General features: G+C 71.3%; 10 protein-coding genes. All 10 read right to left on the bottom strand.

Translation table 11 applies throughout. The annotated features are described in order from the left end of the window. Positions 1-2 precede the first annotated feature (2 nt). Positions 3-2,384 carry a xylulose 5-phosphate 3-epimerase gene (locus tag H2038_RS06270; RefSeq protein WP_092312219.1) on the bottom strand — a complete coding sequence of 794 codons (2,382 nt, stop codon included), beginning with the start codon at positions 2,382-2,384 and terminating at the stop codon, positions 3-5. Positions 2,385-2,502: 118 nt separating this feature from the next. Then, positions 2,503-2,814 (bottom strand): hypothetical protein, encoded by a 312-nt coding sequence (locus H2038_RS06265; RefSeq protein WP_292110488.1) that lies wholly within the window; start codon positions 2,812-2,814, stop codon positions 2,503-2,505. A gap of 75 nt (positions 2,815-2,889) precedes the next feature. Beyond that, on the bottom strand, positions 2,890-3,882 hold the full coding sequence (locus H2038_RS06260) for a ribose-phosphate pyrophosphokinase (protein ID WP_177221892.1): 993 nt from the start codon (positions 3,880-3,882) through the stop codon (positions 2,890-2,892). A gap of 109 nt (positions 3,883-3,991) precedes the next feature. Further along, on the bottom strand, positions 3,992-5,095 hold the full coding sequence (locus tag H2038_RS06255; RefSeq protein ID WP_092312210.1) for an ABC transporter permease: 1,104 nt from the start codon (positions 5,093-5,095) through the stop codon (positions 3,992-3,994). Between the two features lie 2 nt (positions 5,096-5,097). Continuing rightward, positions 5,098-6,195 (bottom strand): ABC transporter permease, encoded by a 1,098-nt coding sequence (locus H2038_RS06250; protein WP_092312207.1) that lies wholly within the window; start codon positions 6,193-6,195, stop codon positions 5,098-5,100. Next, on the bottom strand, positions 6,192-7,889 hold the full coding sequence (locus H2038_RS06245) for an ATP-binding cassette domain-containing protein (protein WP_092312204.1): 1,698 nt from the start codon (positions 7,887-7,889) through the stop codon (positions 6,192-6,194). The genes H2038_RS06250 and H2038_RS06245 overlap by 4 nt, the downstream gene beginning before the upstream one ends. Before the next feature lie 2 nt (positions 7,890-7,891). Then, positions 7,892-8,863, bottom strand: coding sequence for an efflux RND transporter periplasmic adaptor subunit (locus H2038_RS06240; protein WP_092312201.1), 972 nt, complete (start codon positions 8,861-8,863; stop codon positions 7,892-7,894). Between the two features lie 76 nt (positions 8,864-8,939). Beyond that, entirely contained in the window at positions 8,940-12,089 is a 3,150-nt protein-coding gene (locus H2038_RS06235) for an efflux RND transporter permease subunit (RefSeq protein WP_092312198.1), read from the bottom strand. Further along, positions 12,089-13,378: an efflux RND transporter periplasmic adaptor subunit gene (locus tag H2038_RS06230; RefSeq protein WP_177221891.1), complete on the bottom strand. Its 1,290-nt coding sequence runs from the start codon at positions 13,376-13,378 to the stop codon at positions 12,089-12,091. Before H2038_RS06230 ends, H2038_RS06235 begins: the two co-directional genes overlap by 1 nt. Beyond that, positions 13,375-14,679, bottom strand: coding sequence for a TolC family protein (locus H2038_RS06225; protein WP_092312195.1), 1,305 nt, complete (start codon positions 14,677-14,679; stop codon positions 13,375-13,377). The genes H2038_RS06230 and H2038_RS06225 overlap by 4 nt, the downstream gene beginning before the upstream one ends. Positions 14,680-14,996: the final 317 nt, after the last annotated feature.

Here is a 14,996-nt window from a genome sequence, read left to right as displayed (position 1 = left end):
CTTCAGGTCTCCATGGTCGAAAGGGCGGCCGGATCGCCGCGCCCGTCGAGGGCGGCCCGCTCCGGGCCCGTGAACAGATCGTCCCGCGCCCAGCCGCACAGGCCAGCCGCCGCGTCCACGGCGTGCGCCCAAGTGCAGCGGTTGGCGAACAGCAGGCCGGCGACATCGAGCGTTCCGCCGCGGCTGATGTAGCCCAGCGCCGTGGTCGAGCCTGGTCCGCCGTCCAGGCGGCGCAGCAGGCCCAGCATCGGCTCGGGCCGGGTGTGGCTGAGGATCACACGCGGCAGCGACGGGGGGAAGAACTCGGCCAGCCTCGCATCATCGACCGTCTGCGCGGCCTCGAGCGGATCCCGGGGCGCGCGGAAGCGGCCCGGCTCGATCAGAGCGGTGACGCAGGCCTGGCGCCCGCGCGCCTGCAGCCGCTCGGCCGCCTTCAGCGCTTCCTCGGCCTGGTAGGCGCCGATGGCGACGAACTGGATCTCGGCCTCGCGCGGGTCGCCGGCGAGATGGGCCGCGCCCGTCCGGACCAGCGCCTCCGCCTCGGCGCCGGTGAAACGGTGCGACATGGCCCGCTTGGGCGCCACCACGCAGGCAATCTGGCCGCGGCGGCCATAGACGTCCTTAAGGGCGGCGACGGCGCTGTTCGCGTCGACCGGGAACAGCACCCGGGCGGCGTCCGACATCTCGCCCAGCAGCGCCTCGCCGATCGTGGGATCCTGGTGCGACTGCTCATTCTTGGCGTTCTCCCAGGTGTGGGAGGTTACGATCAGGGGCACGGAGATCCACCCCGGCCCCTGGTCGAGTTCGCGCTGATGCCGGGCGAAGATGATCTCCTGGCGCAGGCCGCCGAGCATCTTCATCGCGAACGCCTCGTAGCTCACGATCAGGTTCAATCCGCCCTTGTTGCCAAGGGCCGCGCCGGCCACCGCCTCCTCGTTAAGTGCGGTGATGACGCCGCCAGCGATCGCTTCGGGGGTTCCGCGTTCGGGCGTGTTGACGCGGTGGCGGAGACGCTCGAGCGTCCGCCCCATGTGATTGCTGCGCAGTTCGTCGGGATTGCCCACCCGCACGCGCAGGGCCGGGTTCGCTTCCACAAGTTCCACGAACCAGCCGTCGATCGCCTCCATGGCGCAGCCCGGCGCGGCGTCCGGCTGGGCCCAGCTCGGCTGGGGCAGGATCGGGGCGGGCGGATGGCGCACTGCGGCCGGGTGCCGGCTTTCCAGGGAGCGGCCTTGCGCCTCGTGGGTGGCCAGCGCGCCGACGGCGTCTTCCAGAACGGCGGGCGGCACGAACAGAACCCGGGCCGCGTCATGAAAGGCCTTGCGCGCAACCCTGTCGTCGCGGGGCGTCGCCGCCAGCGGAAGATTGTGCGCCGGGTTCGTGCCCGCGCCTGGAAGGCCGAAGCCCTTGACGGTCTCGGCGATCACATAGGGCATCGCCGCCGGATACCGGCGAGACGGGTCGGCGGCGAAGCGGGTCAGGCGCTCCTCGGCTTCGAGAACGGCCCAGGCGATGGCGGCGGGATCGCGGCCGTCCACCACAAACGGATCGAAGCCGCTCAGGCGGAGGTGGGCCGCCAGCCAGGCGGCGCCGCCTTCCTGGGCGATCTGCGTACGCTCCTCGATGCGGCGGCCATTGAGGATCATCACCGGGATCGTCAGGCCGCAGTCGTCGGCGCGCCACCAGCGGGGCGACCAGTCCGAGCCCCTCTGCTCCTCGAAGGCCCCGTCGCTCAGGAAGGCGACGAGACTCTCGCCCGGCAGAGGCATGTGGACGTACTGGACCTCGGCGAACCCGAGGTAGCCGCCCTCCGAGATCGCCCCGGCGGTGTTGGCGCCGGAATGGCTGCCGATCGGGACCGCCGGTCGACCGTCTGGCCCGATGGCGTAGGAATAGAAGTCGGCCACCAGGCGGGAAAGTCCCTCCTCGCTGCGGTCGTAGCGACCGCGCTGCGCCGGCGAGACGTCGCCGGTCAGGGCGTTGACGGCCTCTATCGCGGCCACGCAGTGGCCCTGCCCCATCACCCAGGAGCGGGTGACGCCAGAAAGCGCGTTGGCGACCAGATAGCCGACGAAGGCCGGGACCATGTTGAGGGAGCCGCCGGTATGACCTTCCGGCCGTGGTTTGAAGGCCTCGGCCGGCAGGTCGGCGCCCGTCAGGTCGACGCGCCGCGCATAGGTCATGTGGGCGACCATCCACATGCCGGCGCTGGTCAGGCGGTCGGCCGCGGCGAGCAAGCGGTAAAACCGGTCGAGGCCGGCTTCGTCGCGGTGACACAGACGCTCGGCGAGGGCCTCGATCCGGCCGACGGTCTCCGGCGCGTGGCGGATGACCCCGTAGCCCGCGGCCCAGGCTTCGAACGCGGCGGATCGGGTCGGCGGCATGTTCGCACCCCAGGATGGGCCGCTCGGGGAGGCCCGGGCGGCTCGTAAAGAACTACGGCCGCGCGACGGCCTCCCCCTCGCACGTGGTGACGAGATCGGAGGGTCGGGGCCTTTGGCGCTATTTCTCGGCGTCGGCGGCCTTGGCCTTCGCCATCAGGGCCTCACACTCGCGGTGCTGCCGATCCATCTCGGCTTCCGACAGGGGCTTGGGCGGCGTCGCGGCCCCGGTCTTGTCACGCAGGTGATCGTGCCGCTGGCGCGGCTCCATGCCCGCGGCCACCACTGCCTTGCACCGTTCGTGCCTCTGGGCGGCGGTCTCCGGCTGCGCGGCCGGCGGCGTGATGGACGGGGCGAGGTCCTGGTTCTGGGCGAGGGCCTGGCCGGCGGTCAGAGAGCCGGCCAAGGCCAAGGCGAGGAAGAGCGTGCGCATCGGTGTCGTCTCCTTGGATGCCCGATCTTTCAGGCCCGGCTCGGGGTGCGCATTGCGTTGGATCAAGGGGGGTGTTCACCCGCCCGTCGTCCAGCCGGGCGGATCGCTGGCGGGGAAGGATTCGACGCCGGCCAGTTCGACGGGGTCGACCGGTTCCGGCGGCCGCCGGCGACGCACCGGCCCCTCCGCCTCCCCGCCGCGCGCGAGCGCCGCCGACACCAGGGGCGCAAGCGGGATGGCGTTGCTTGGATGGGGAACCGAGTCGGTCGACACGATACGCCCGGCGACGGCCGACAACTGGTCGTAGGCGTCCGCGGCGAACACGCCGTGCACGACGGCGCAGACCGGGCGCGCCAGACCTTGCGCGGGCAACTGCCGGGCGGCTTCGATCAGGGTGCGTCCGGACGAGGCGATGTCGTCAATCAGCACCGGTCTTCGGGCGCGGAAGCGGGAAAGATCGGGGACGGCGATCTCGACGTCGCGGTCTCCATGCCGGATCTTGCGCAGGACGACGTGTGGGGCGCCCACCCGCGCGGCGACGGCGGAGACCCACTGTTCGCTTTCCTCGTCGGGGCCGATGATCAAGGGGTCGCGGACCTCCGCCGCGATCCAGTCCGCGAGCACCGATGCCGCATGCAGCACCTGGCCGTCGATGTCATAGAGGTCGGAAAGGGCCCTGTAGCGGTGCAGGTGCGGGTCGATCGTGGTCAGCCGGTCGAAAGTCGCGCTGACCAGCCGGGCGAAGCTTCGCGAGGTGATCGCTTCACCGGGCTTGAAGCGCCGGTCCTGGCGCATGTAGGCGAGGTAGGGGGCGACGAGATTCACCTCGGTCGCGCCGAGGTCGCGCGCGGCGTCCGCGGCGAAGATGAGCGGCAGGAAGGCGTCATCCGGCCGCGCCAGGGTGCAGACGATCTCGACGCCGCAGCCACGCACGTCCGAAAGAATCCGGACATAGCTCTCCCCGTCCGGGAAGCGGCGGGTCTCCAATTCGCCCAGCCGCCATCCGCCGGCCGCCGCCAGGTTGGCCGCGAAGGTTTCATTGCCGGGCATCGGCAGGATCACACGCATCAGCGCCTCGCGAAGACCGATGAAGGGCTCGGACGGAATTCCGGGGCCCCAAGACTCCTTACGCGGGTCCAGAGTGCCTCCCCTTGCGCCGGATCAAGGTGTCGGATGCTCACCACTGGCGTCGGAAGATGAGCCATCCGCCGCCGAGCAACGGCAGGCTGATGCCGACAAGGGCCGCCGCATGCGGCCAGAGCTCCCTCATCCCCGCCCCTTTCAGAAAGACGCCGGTGACGCTCTCCAGCGCATGGAGCAGGGGGCTCGCCTGGGCGGCGACCTGCAACCACCGGGGCATGCTGTCGACGGGCGCGATGCTGCCGGAAAGGAAGAGCAGCGGAAACAGGCTGAAGAAGCTGGCCAGCATCGCCTGCTGCAGGGTGCTGGTGAGGGTGGCGACGAAGACCCCGATCGAGACCGCGCTCAGCAGGAACAGGAATTCGAGAAGGAAGAGCGTCGCGAGATCTCCGGCCATGGGCACGCCGAGCAGGCGGATCACCAGCAGCGAGGGGAACACCGAGCCGAGGGTCACGAGGATCGGTGGAATGATCTTGCCCAGGAACAGTTCGTGCGCACGGATCGGCGTGACCCGGATCTGCTCCAGGGTGCCGTTCTGCTTTTCGCGCACCAAGCCGGCCGCCGGCAGGATGACCGCCAGCATGAAGCCGGCCTGGGCCAGCATGTTGAGGGCCGAGAAGCGGGTGTTGGTCAGGTCGGGATTGTACCAGACGCGCACCGACGGCTCGACACCGCCGCTCATCGGCATGGATCCCATGGCGCGCCCGCGGGTGAAGCGGGCGGCCATCTCGATGATGTAGGCCCGAGCGCGGGCGCCGACGGTGGCGTTCGAGCCGTCGACGATGACGCCGAACCCGGCGCCACGGCCGCCGTCCACCCGCGCGCCAAACCCGGGCGGAATCTCCACAACCGCGTGCAGCGTCCCCTTCCGCAGTTCGTCGGCCGCCTCGCGCGCGGTCGCGAACTGACGCCTCAGGATGAAACTGTCGCCAGCCGTCATCTCCTCCACCAGCCCCCGGCTCGCCGCGCTGCGATCGTGATCGACCAGCCCCAGTCCCAGGTCGCGCACGTCGAACCCGATGGCCATGGTGCACATGACGACCTCGACCGTGGTCAGCCAGAACACCAGGAACAGCACCACCGGATCGCGCAGCATCTGCGCGAACTCCTTGCCGATCAGGCCCTGGAGCCGGCCGAGCATGGTCAAGCTACCCGCTTGTTGAACAACAGGCTCGACAGGCCGAGCACCACGGCGGTGTAGCCGACCAGCACCGCCACGTTGAACCACAGGTCCGCCAGCCCGGCCCCGCGCATGACGATGCCGCGGGAGATGTTGACGAAGTACATGGCCGGGACTCGCGCCGAGTAGCCCTGGAACAGCTCGGGCATGGTGAACACCGGATAGATGAAGCCGGAGAACAGGAAGGCCGGCATGAGGGTCAGGATCAGGGTCACCAGCATGGCCGCGACCTGGGTCTTGACGAGCGTGGAGACGAGCAACCCGATGGAGACCGTGCAGATCACGTAGAGGGCGCCCAGGGCGATCAGCAGCGCGAAGCTGCCGTGCATCGGAACTTTGAACCACAGGAAGCCGGCGGCGAGCACCAGGGCCAGTTGGGCGAAGGCGATGACGGCGTAGGGCAGCAGCTTGCCGACCATGAACTCGAACTTGCCGAGCGGCGAAGCGTAGATCTGCGCGATGGTCCCCAGTTCTTTCTCGCGGGCGACGGCGAGCGCGGTGAGCAGAGGCGGAAAAGCCATCAGGATCACCGCGAACAGCCCCGGTACGATGAAGTCGCGGCTGCGCAGCTGCGGATTGTACCAGACCCGCACCTGCGGCTGGACCGGCAACTCGAGCGTTCCTTTCGGGAAGGCGTAGATGATGGCCCGGCCATAGGCGGAAACGATGGCGGCGGTGGAGGCGTAGGTGCCGTCGACCAGGAATTCGACCGGAGCGTCCTGCCCCTTCCGCAGGCGGCGGCCGAAGTCGGGCGGGATCACCAGGACGGCGCGGGCCTTGCCTCGCATCACCAGATGCTCCGCCTCCTCTTCGCTCTGGGGGCTGGCGGCGAGCCGGAAATAGCTGGTGTTGACGAACTGGTCGGCAAGGGCGCGGCTGGCCGCGCTCCGGTCGTGATCGACGACGACCAGCGGCGCCTCCTCGACATCGAAGGACAGGGCGTAGCCGAACAGGAACAGGATCACGAGCGGCATGAAGACCGCGATCCAGACCGTGATCGGATCGCGGACGATCTCCAGTGTCTCCTTGCGTGAGAAGGCAAGCGTGCGCGACAGCTTCATGCCGCCCTCGCCTGCCCGCGCGCGCGGGCGATGAATCCCAGGAAGACATCCTCGACCCGGGCCTCCGAGAGCCCCAACTCGGCCTGCAGGGTCGACAGCGGGCCAAGCGCGATCATCCGCCCGTCCATCATCAGGCCCAGACGGTCGCAGTAGGTCGCCTCCTCGAGATAGTGGGTCGAGACGATCACCGCGACGCCCTCGGCCGCGAGGGCGTCGATCAGCCGCCAGAATCGGAACCGGGCCAGTGGATCGACCCCGGAGGTCGGCTCGTCGAGGAACAGAACCTTGGGCCGATGCACGATGGCGCTTGCGAGCGCCAGGCGCTGGCGCACGGCGCTGGAGAGGCTGCGAACCAGTCCGTCCCGCGGCGCGTCATAGCCCGCCCGATCGCAGGCCCGGTCGATCCGCCTCACCTGCTCGCCGCGCGGCGTCCCGTAGGCGCGGGCGAAGAAGTCCAGGTTCTCCTGCGCCGTCAGGTCGGTGAACAGGGAGACCTTCTGCGAGACATAGCCGATGCTGGCGCGGACCCGCTCGCTCTGGCGCGCCACATCCAGCCCGGCGACCAACCCGCGCCCGTCGCTGGGCGGCAGCAGGCCGCAAAGCATGCGGATCAGCGTGGTCTTGCCGGCGCCGTTGGGACCGAGGAGGCCCAGCACCTCGCCCGCCTTCACCGTCAGGCTGACATCGTCGACGGCGACGAAGTCGTCGAAGCGCCGGGTCATGCCCTCGGCCGAGACGCGAACCTCCGCCGATGGCGCGCGGGGCTCACGGGCCTCCTTCGCCGCAGTGACCGGCGCGCTGGCCGCGGCTACGACAGTGAAGGCGTCCTCCATGCTCGGCTCCACCGGCTCGAGAACCGGCGCGCCGGGCAGTCGAAGCGGAGCGTCGCCGGCCAGCTGGATGCGGAACGTGTCGGCGGTTCTCTTCTGGAAGCTCAGCACCTCGGGCGCGGCGGTGAGCTGCCGCTCCAGCGCGGCGGGATCCGACGCGGTGGCCCGATAGACCCGCCCGCGTGCGACGCCGCGAAGCTCGGCCGGCGATCCGACCGCCAGAGGGCGGCCGTCCCGGAGCAGCAGTACCCGGTCGCTGGCGTCGGCCTCGTCCATGTAGGAGGTGGCGAAGACGATGGAGCGGCCCGCCGTCCTCGCCGCATCGAGTATCTTCCAGAGTTCCCGCCGGGAGAGCGGATCGACCCCCAGGCTCGGCTCGTCGAGGATCAGCAGCGGCGGCTCGTGGATGAGATTGGCGCAAAGGGCCAACTTCTTGCGCATTCCGCCCGACAGCGCCCCCTCGCGCCGGCCTTCAAAGCGCGCGAGGCCGGCCATCGCCAGCAGCACCCCCTTGCGTTCCAAGTAGGCCGCTCTCGGGACGTCGCGGATGGCGGCGGCGAAGGCGAGATTCTCGGCGACGGTGAGGCGATCATAGAGCGAAAACCCCTGCGACATGTATCCGACCTGGGCCTGCACCCGCCCAGGCGCCTTGCGCACGTCCGAGCCGAGCACACGGCAGCGGCCCGAACTTGGCCGCAGGATGGCGGCCAGCATCTGCAACAGGGTGCTCTTGCCAGCGCCGTCCGGTCCCACCACGCCGAGGACTTCGCCGGGGCTTAGATCGAAGCTGACACCCTCCAGGACGGTGCGCTTGCCGAACCGGCGCGCCAGGCTGTCCGCCGTGATCACGGGGGCGGCCGACATCCCTATTCCGGGACCTGCAGGGTGGCCGGCCAGCCCGCCGCCTCATCCCAGAGAATCCAGGCGTCGGCGGGCATGCCGGGTTTGAGCAGACCGTCGGGGTTGGGCGCTTCGAGGATCACGCCGTAGACGGTGCGGCTGCGCTCGTCCGGGACGTGCACGTCCCGGGGGGTGAACTGCGCCTGCGAGTCGACGCGCGCCACCCGGGCCTGGAAATCCCGCCCCGGAAAGGCGTCGACCCGCAAGCGGGCGGGCGCGCCCAGCCGGACCTTGCCGAGGTCCGCCTCGGTGATGAACACCTTCAGCCGGATGGTCGACAGGTCGGCGAGCACGGCCACCGCCTCGCCGGGCCCGACCACCTCGCCGGGCTCGACGAGCCGCTCCAGGACCGCGCCGGTGATCGGCGCGGTCACCACCGTCTTGCCGCTCTGGGAACGAGCCAGCGCCAAGGTCTTGCCCGCCGCGTCGGCCTGGGCGAGGGCTTCGGCCCGCTGTTGTCGCAGAACCTCGACCCGGTGGAGAGCCTCGGCGTAGGCGTCGCGCGCGGCGTCGAGACGCTGGGCGGGAAGGTAACCCTGGCTGCTCAGGGTCTCGTAGCGTGACAGATTGGTCCTTGCGGTCTCGGCATGGTGCGTGGCCAGGTCGATCTGGGAGTCCAGCTGAGCGCGGGTCCGCACCGCCGCCGCCTGCTGGGCCTCGGCGCGCTCGGTCATCAACTCGTAGTCGGTCCCCACGATCCGGGCCAGAAGACCTCCGGCCTGGACCGTCTCGCCTTCGACCGCGCGGATCTCCGCCAGGCGTCCGGACGCTTCGACGCCAACGCGCACCTCATCGGCCTCGATCCGGCCACTGCCGTAGATGACCTGCGGCGGCTGAGGCTGGGGCTGCAGCCGCCAATAGGCGAGGCCGGCCCCGCCGGCGAGCGCGACGAGGGTGATCGCGACGACCGTAACCCAGGTTTTGGCGTTCAGCTTCATGGCCGCCTCCCAAGGCCAGCCAACATCCGGCTTGGCGCGGGCGCCTTGCGCTGGATCAACCCGGCCGCGGACGAGGTCACGACGCGCCGCCCCCGCTGCGCACCGCGGGGCGGGCGCGTCGCCGTCGCAGCAGCAGATAGCCGGCGGGGATGACCAGCATGGACAGCAGCGGCGCGGTCAGCATGCCGCCGATCATGGGCGCGGCGATGCGGCTCATCACCTCCGACCCGGCGCCGTGGCCGATCAGGATGGGGAACAGGCCGGCCAGGATGACGGCTACCGTCATCGCCTTGGGTCGCACCCGCAGAAGAGCGCCTTCGCGCACCGCCGCCTCGACCTGTTCGGGCGACGGGGTCGGGCCCCGTTCGGCCAGGGCGTGCCGAAGGTATATCAGCATGACCACGCCGAACTCGGCCGAGACGCCGGCCAGGGCGATGAAGCCGACGCCGGTCGCCACCGACTGGTGGTAGCCGAGCAGGTAGAGCAGCCAGACCCCGCCGACGAGGGCGAACGGCAGCGTACCCATGATCAGCAGCGCCTCGTCGAGCCGCCGGAAGGTCAGGTAAAGCAGGCCGAAGATGATCAGCAGGGTGGCCGGAATCACCAGCGCCAGCCGCTGGCCGGCGCGTTCGAGATACTCGAACTGGCCCGCGTAGGCGATGCTGACGCCCGGCGACAGCCGCACCTGCGCGCCGACGGCGCGCCTCAGGTCCGAGACCACCGAGGTGAGATCCCGCCCCCGCACGTCGACATAGACCCACGTGGACGGCCGGCCGTTCTCGCTCTTCAGCATCGGAGGCCCGTCGGCGACGCGCAGGGCGGCCACGGTCCCGAGGGTGATCTGCTGGCCGGACGGGGTCAGCACCGGTAGGGCGCGCAGGTCCTCGACGCTGTCGCGCAGTTCCCGCGGGTAGCGGACGCTGATCGGATAGCGGGCCAGGCCCTCGACGGTCTGGCCGATGGTCTCCCCGCCGATGGCGCCGGCGACGATCGACTGCACGTCGGCGATGTTCAGGCCGTAGCGGCCGGCGGCCGCGCGGTCGATGTCGACGTCGATGTAGCGGCCACCGGTCAGGCGCTCGGCCAGGGCCGAACTGACCCCCGGCACGTCCTTGGCCACCCGCTCGACCTCGGCCGCGATCCGATCCAGCTCCGCGAGGTCGGCCCCGGAGACCTTGACCCCGATCGGGCTCTTGATGCCGGTGGCCAGCATGTCGATCCGGTTGCGGATCGGCGGCACCCAGACGTTGGACAGACCCGGAACCTGGACGGCGCGGTCCAACTCCTCCACCAGCTTCTCCGGCGTCATGCCGGGTCGCCACTGGTCCCTCGGCTTGAACTGGATGGTGGTCTCGAACATCTCCAGCGGAGCCGGATCGGTGGCGCTCTCGGCGCGGCCGGCCTTGCCGAACACCGTCTTCACCTCGGGCACGGCGGCGATCATCCGATCCGTCCGCTGCAACAGGCTGGAGGCCTGGGCGGCGGACAGGCCCGGCAGGGCGGAGGGCATGTAGAGCAGGTCGCCCTCGTCCATGGCCGGCAGGAACTCGCCGCCCAGGCGCGACAGCGGCCAGGCCGCCGACACCAGCACCAGCAGGGCGACCGCGAGCGTCAGCCGGGGTCGCCGCATCGTCAGATCGAGCGCGGGCCGATAGAGCCGCGTCAGGACGCGGTTGACCGGATTGTCCTGCTCGGCGGGAATGCGGCCGCGGATCAGATAGCCCATGAGCACCGGCACGAGGGTGACCGAAAGGATCGCCGCCGCCGCCATGGCGTAGGTCTTGGTGAAGGCCAGTGGCGCGAACAGCCGCCCCTCCTGGGCCTGCAGGCTGAACACCGGCACGAAGGACAGGGTGATGATCACCAGGCTGAGGAACAGGGCCGGGCCGACCTCGGCGGCGGCCTCCGTGACCACCCGCCACCGGGCCTCCCCCAGCAACCGTTCGCCGGGGTGGTCGTGTTCCCAGCGTTCGATGTGCTTGTGGGCGTTCTCGATCATGACCACGGCGGCGTCGACCATGGCGCCGACGGCGATGGCGATGCCGCCCAGCGACATGATGTTGGCGTTCACCCCCTGCAGGTTCATCACCAGCAGGGCGGCCATGACCCCGAGCGGCAAGGTCAGGATGGCGACCAGGGCCGAGCGGGCGTGCCACAGGAACAGGCCGCAGACCAGCGCCACGACGATGAACTCCTCCAAAAGCTTGCCGCTGAGGTTCTCGATGGCCCGGTCGATCAGGCCGGAGCGGTCGTAGACGGGAACGATCTCGACACCGGCGGGAAGGCTCGGTTTGAGCGCGGCCAGCCGGTCCCGCACCTGGTCGATGACGGCGCGGGCGTTTTCGCCCGAGCGCAGGACGACGACGCCGCCGACGACCTCGCCCTCCCCGTTCAGCTCGGCGACGCCCCGGCGCATCTCCGGTCCGACCTGGACGGTGGCGACGTCGCCCAGGCGCACGGGCACGCCGCTCGCGGCGGTGCGGATCGGCACAGCCCGAAAGTCGTCCAGGTTGGTCAGATAGCCGCTGGCGCGCACCATGTACTCGGCCTCGGCCAGCTCCAGCACCGAGCCGCCCGTCTCCTGGTTGGCGCGCTGCAGGGCATCGGTCACAGCCTGGTGGGTGACGCCGTAGCCGGCCAGTTTCACAGGGTCGAGCACGACCTGGTACTGGCGCACCATGCCGCCGATCGTGGCCACCTCGGCCACGCCGGGCACGGTCTTGAGCTCATAGCGCAGGAACCAGTCCTGCAGGCTGCGCAGTTGGGACAGGTCGTGGCGACCGGTCCGGTCGACGAGGGCGTACTGGTAGATCCAGCCGACCCCGGTGGCGTCGGGGCCCAGGGCCGGCCGGGCGGTTTCCGGCAGCCGGGCCTGGACCTGGTTGAGATACTCCAGCACCCGCGAGCGGGCCCAGTAGAGATCGGTCCCGTCCTCGAACAGGACGTAGACGAAGCTGTCCCCGAAGAAGGAATAGCCGCGCACGGTCCGGGCTCCGGGCACCGACATCATGGTGGTCGCCAGCGGATAGGTGACCTGGTTCTCCACGATCTGCGGAGCCTGTCCGGGGTATGGGGTGCGGATCACCACCTGGACGTCGGAGAGGTCCGGCAAGGCGTCCACCGGCGTGCCGCGCACCGCCAGCAGGCCGGCGGCGAACAGCGCGGCCGCCAGGATCAGCACCAGGACGCGGGCGCGCACCGACAGGCGAATGAGGGCGGCGATCATTAGTGCGCTCCCCCGTGCCCGGCGTGGCCGGACGCCTGGGCCGGACGCGGGGACGCCGCGGTTCCGGACAGCGGACGAACCGCGACGCCGCTCAGGCTGGCCTCGGAGTCGATGAGGAACTGGCCGGAGGCGACCACCCGCTCGCCCTCGGCGAGGCCCTGGAGGATCTGGGTCTGCCCGCCGGCCTCGCGGCCGATGCGAACCTCGGCGGCGCGGTAGCGGCCGTCCCCTTCCGCAAGCATGACCAACGTCCGGGTTCCGGTGCGGATCACCGCTTCGGACGGGACCAGCAGGGTCTCCTCGGTTCCGCCGCCGAAGACGACCTGCCCGAACATGCCGGGCCGCAGCCGTCCGCCGCGGTTGGCGAGCTCCACCCGGGCGGTCAGGGTGCGGCTGTCGCCGGACACCTCCGGCAGCAGCGCGCCGAGCCGGCCGCTGAAGCGCTCCCCCGGGAAGCCGACGAAGGTGACTTCCACCGCCTGCCCGACACGCAGCCGCGAGGCCTGCGCCTCGGGAACGGCGGCGTTCAGCCAGACCGTCGACAGGCCGTTCACCTCCGCCAGGGTCTGGCCCTGGGAGACCGTCATGCCGGCACGCACGCTGAGCGTGCGGATCACGCCGCCGGACGGGCTGGTCACCGTCACCGTGGTGCGCGGGCGACCGCTGCGCTCCACCGCCGAGATGAGCGCCTCCGGCATGCCCAGCAGAAGCAGCCGTTGGCGGGCGGCCTGGACCAGGCGCGGGTCGCCGGCGCTCCGGACGGCCAGGTACTCCGCCTGGGCTCCGCCCCACTCCGGGACCAGCAGGTCGGCCAGGGGCGCGCCGGCGGCGATCACGTCCCCCGGCGCCCGGCCATAGACCCGCTGCACGAAACCGCCGGCCCGCGCCTGGACCACGGCGACGTCGCGCTGGTTGAAGTCGACCACCGCCGTGACGGTCAGGTCGCCCGCCAGGACGCCCCGCTGGACGACGGCGTAGCGCGCGCCCAGGGCCTGGGTCAGGGCCGGATCGATCCGCACGCCGGCCTGCTGCCCGGCCTCCGCCTCGTCGGCGTAGCGGGGGACCAGGGGCATGTCCATGAACGGTGACTTGCCCGGCGCGTCGAAATGCCGGTCCGGAGCCATAGGGTCGTACCAGTAGAGCACGCGTCGCTCGGGCGCCTGGGCCGCCGGGGACGTCTCGCCGGCCGGCAGGACGCGGACCACGGCCACGCCGACGGCGGCGCCGAGGATTAGCAGGCCGGCCGCGCCGAGGGCGAGCCTCGACCGGTTCTGGGCAATGCGGGTCATTGGGGGTCCTCCCCGTAGGTGAGCGAGATGCGGACCGCCTCGCGGACGACCAGCGCCTCGCGGTCCAGGGTTTCGAGGCGGGCGTCGGCGAGCCCGGTGAAGGCGTCGATGACGTCCGCCAGGCCGGCCCGTCCGGCGCCGTAGCTGGAAGTCTCGAGCGAGGCGCGGTCGCGGGCGGCCGGCAGCAGCACGTCGCGGGCTCGCCGCCACTGGTCGTGGTGCATCCGGTGCTCGGCGAGGTCCGCCTCAAGAGCGGCGCGCAGACCCCGCGTCGCCGCCTCGCGTTCGATGCGGACCCGGCGGGCGTCGGCCGAGCGCGCCGCGATCACCGGATCCTGGCGGCGGTCGGCGAACAGCGGCAGGCTCACGCGCGCGCCGACCGAGACCATATCCCCGTACATCGGATCGCGCCGGCCGTAGCCAAGTTCGAAACTCCAGTCGGGCTGGCGTCCGGCCCGGGCGAGATCGGTTTCCGCGTCGGCGCGATCGGCGACCGCGGTCCAGGCGCGCAGGGTCGGGACCTGCTCCAGGCCGGCCCGAAGCCGTCCCTCGTCCAGAACCGGCTCGGGCGGCGGGCCATCGGCCTGCGGATCGGGCTCGCCGGTCCAGCGCGCGAGCTCGGCCCGGGCGCGCTCTTCGGCCGCGACCAGGGCGCTGCGACGGTCCTCCAGGGCGGCCTTCAGGCGGATGGGCGAAAGGGCGCCGGCCGGCCGGTCCTGACCCGAGGCGACGGCGGCAGGCGCGGCGTCCCACAGCGGTTCCAGGGCCGCCAGCACCTCGTCCAGTGCCTCGCGCCGTCGCTTGGCGTAATGCAGGTCCGTCCAGGCCAGGGCCGCGGCGACCCGGACCTCGCGACGCGTGATCTGCGACTGCATTTCGGCCACGCCGATATCGGCGGCGGCAATCTGGCGCTCGGCGCGGCGCCGGGCGCCGCTCGGCACGGCCTGCATGACCCCGACCCGGACCATGGTCATCTCGTCCCGACCGAACGAACCGGCCATGGGGCCGGAGACCGGAAGGTTCTCGACCGCGACGGAGAGCTCGGGGTCGGGCAGTTGCCCGGCGGCGGGCGCAGCGGCCCGGGCGGCGTCGACCGCCAGGCCGCGGGCGCGGACCTCCGGCGCGTCGGCCGCGGCGCGCTCAAGCGCCTGGCCGTAGGTGAGCGGTCCGGCCAAGGACGGGGTGGCGAGCGCCAAGGCGAGGACGGCGGCGACGGCGGCCTGGCGACCCGCCGGCGGGTCGGCGATGCGGGAATGGCCGCGCCCGCCGACGCGCGCCCTCCCGCAGAAGAGAGCAGACATGGGATATCCGTGGTGTGGGGGCGCGAGCGCGCCGTTTCTCGGCCCGGACAGGGCCGGGCGGACCGGGAGAGGCTTAGGCCACGGTCCTGGGCGGCCTCAGAATCCCAGGCCCCTGGACCTCGTCCAGGCTCCGCTGCGAATCCGCACGCAGCCGCACCGTCGCCGCAGCCGGGATGGGCGTCCCGACGACGGCGGGAAGCACCGCGAGGGGCGCCGCGCATCCCATATTGGCTATGCAGGCAGGGGTCCTATCCGAGCACGGCTGACCGCGCCCGGAGCGGTCCGAGTCCGTCATGCCCTCCATATCCGCGCAGTCG

It is taken from the genome of Brevundimonas sp. (genome assembly GCF_013912005.1).
Taxonomy (GTDB): Bacteria; Pseudomonadota; Alphaproteobacteria; order Caulobacterales; family Caulobacteraceae; genus Brevundimonas.
This window is presented reverse-complemented; position numbering and strand designations above follow the sequence as displayed.

Excerpts from the sequence above, each read along its gene's own strand:
- H2038_RS06270 (WP_092312219.1), bottom strand. The coding sequence starts at position 2,384 with ATGCCGCCGACCCGATCCGCCGCGTTCGAAGCCTGGGCCGCGGGCTAC.
- H2038_RS06265 (WP_292110488.1), bottom strand. The coding sequence starts at position 2,814 with ATGCGCACGCTCTTCCTCGCCTTGGCCTTGGCCGGCTCTCTGACCGCC.
- H2038_RS06260 (WP_177221892.1), bottom strand. The coding sequence starts at position 3,882 with ATGCGTGTGATCCTGCCGATGCCCGGCAATGAAACCTTCGCGGCCAAC.
- H2038_RS06255 (WP_092312210.1), bottom strand. The coding sequence starts at position 5,095 with ATGCTCGGCCGGCTCCAGGGCCTGATCGGCAAGGAGTTCGCGCAGATG.
- H2038_RS06250 (WP_092312207.1), bottom strand. The coding sequence starts at position 6,195 with ATGAAGCTGTCGCGCACGCTTGCCTTCTCACGCAAGGAGACACTGGAG.
- H2038_RS06245 (WP_092312204.1), bottom strand. The coding sequence starts at position 7,889 with ATGTCGGCCGCCCCCGTGATCACGGCGGACAGCCTGGCGCGCCGGTTC.
- H2038_RS06240 (WP_092312201.1), bottom strand. The coding sequence starts at position 8,863 with ATGAAGCTGAACGCCAAAACCTGGGTTACGGTCGTCGCGATCACCCTC.
- H2038_RS06235 (WP_092312198.1), bottom strand. The coding sequence starts at position 12,089 with ATGATCGCCGCCCTCATTCGCCTGTCGGTGCGCGCCCGCGTCCTGGTG.
- H2038_RS06230 (WP_177221891.1), bottom strand. The coding sequence starts at position 13,378 with ATGACCCGCATTGCCCAGAACCGGTCGAGGCTCGCCCTCGGCGCGGCC.
- H2038_RS06225 (WP_092312195.1), bottom strand. The coding sequence starts at position 14,679 with ATGTCTGCTCTCTTCTGCGGGAGGGCGCGCGTCGGCGGGCGCGGCCAT.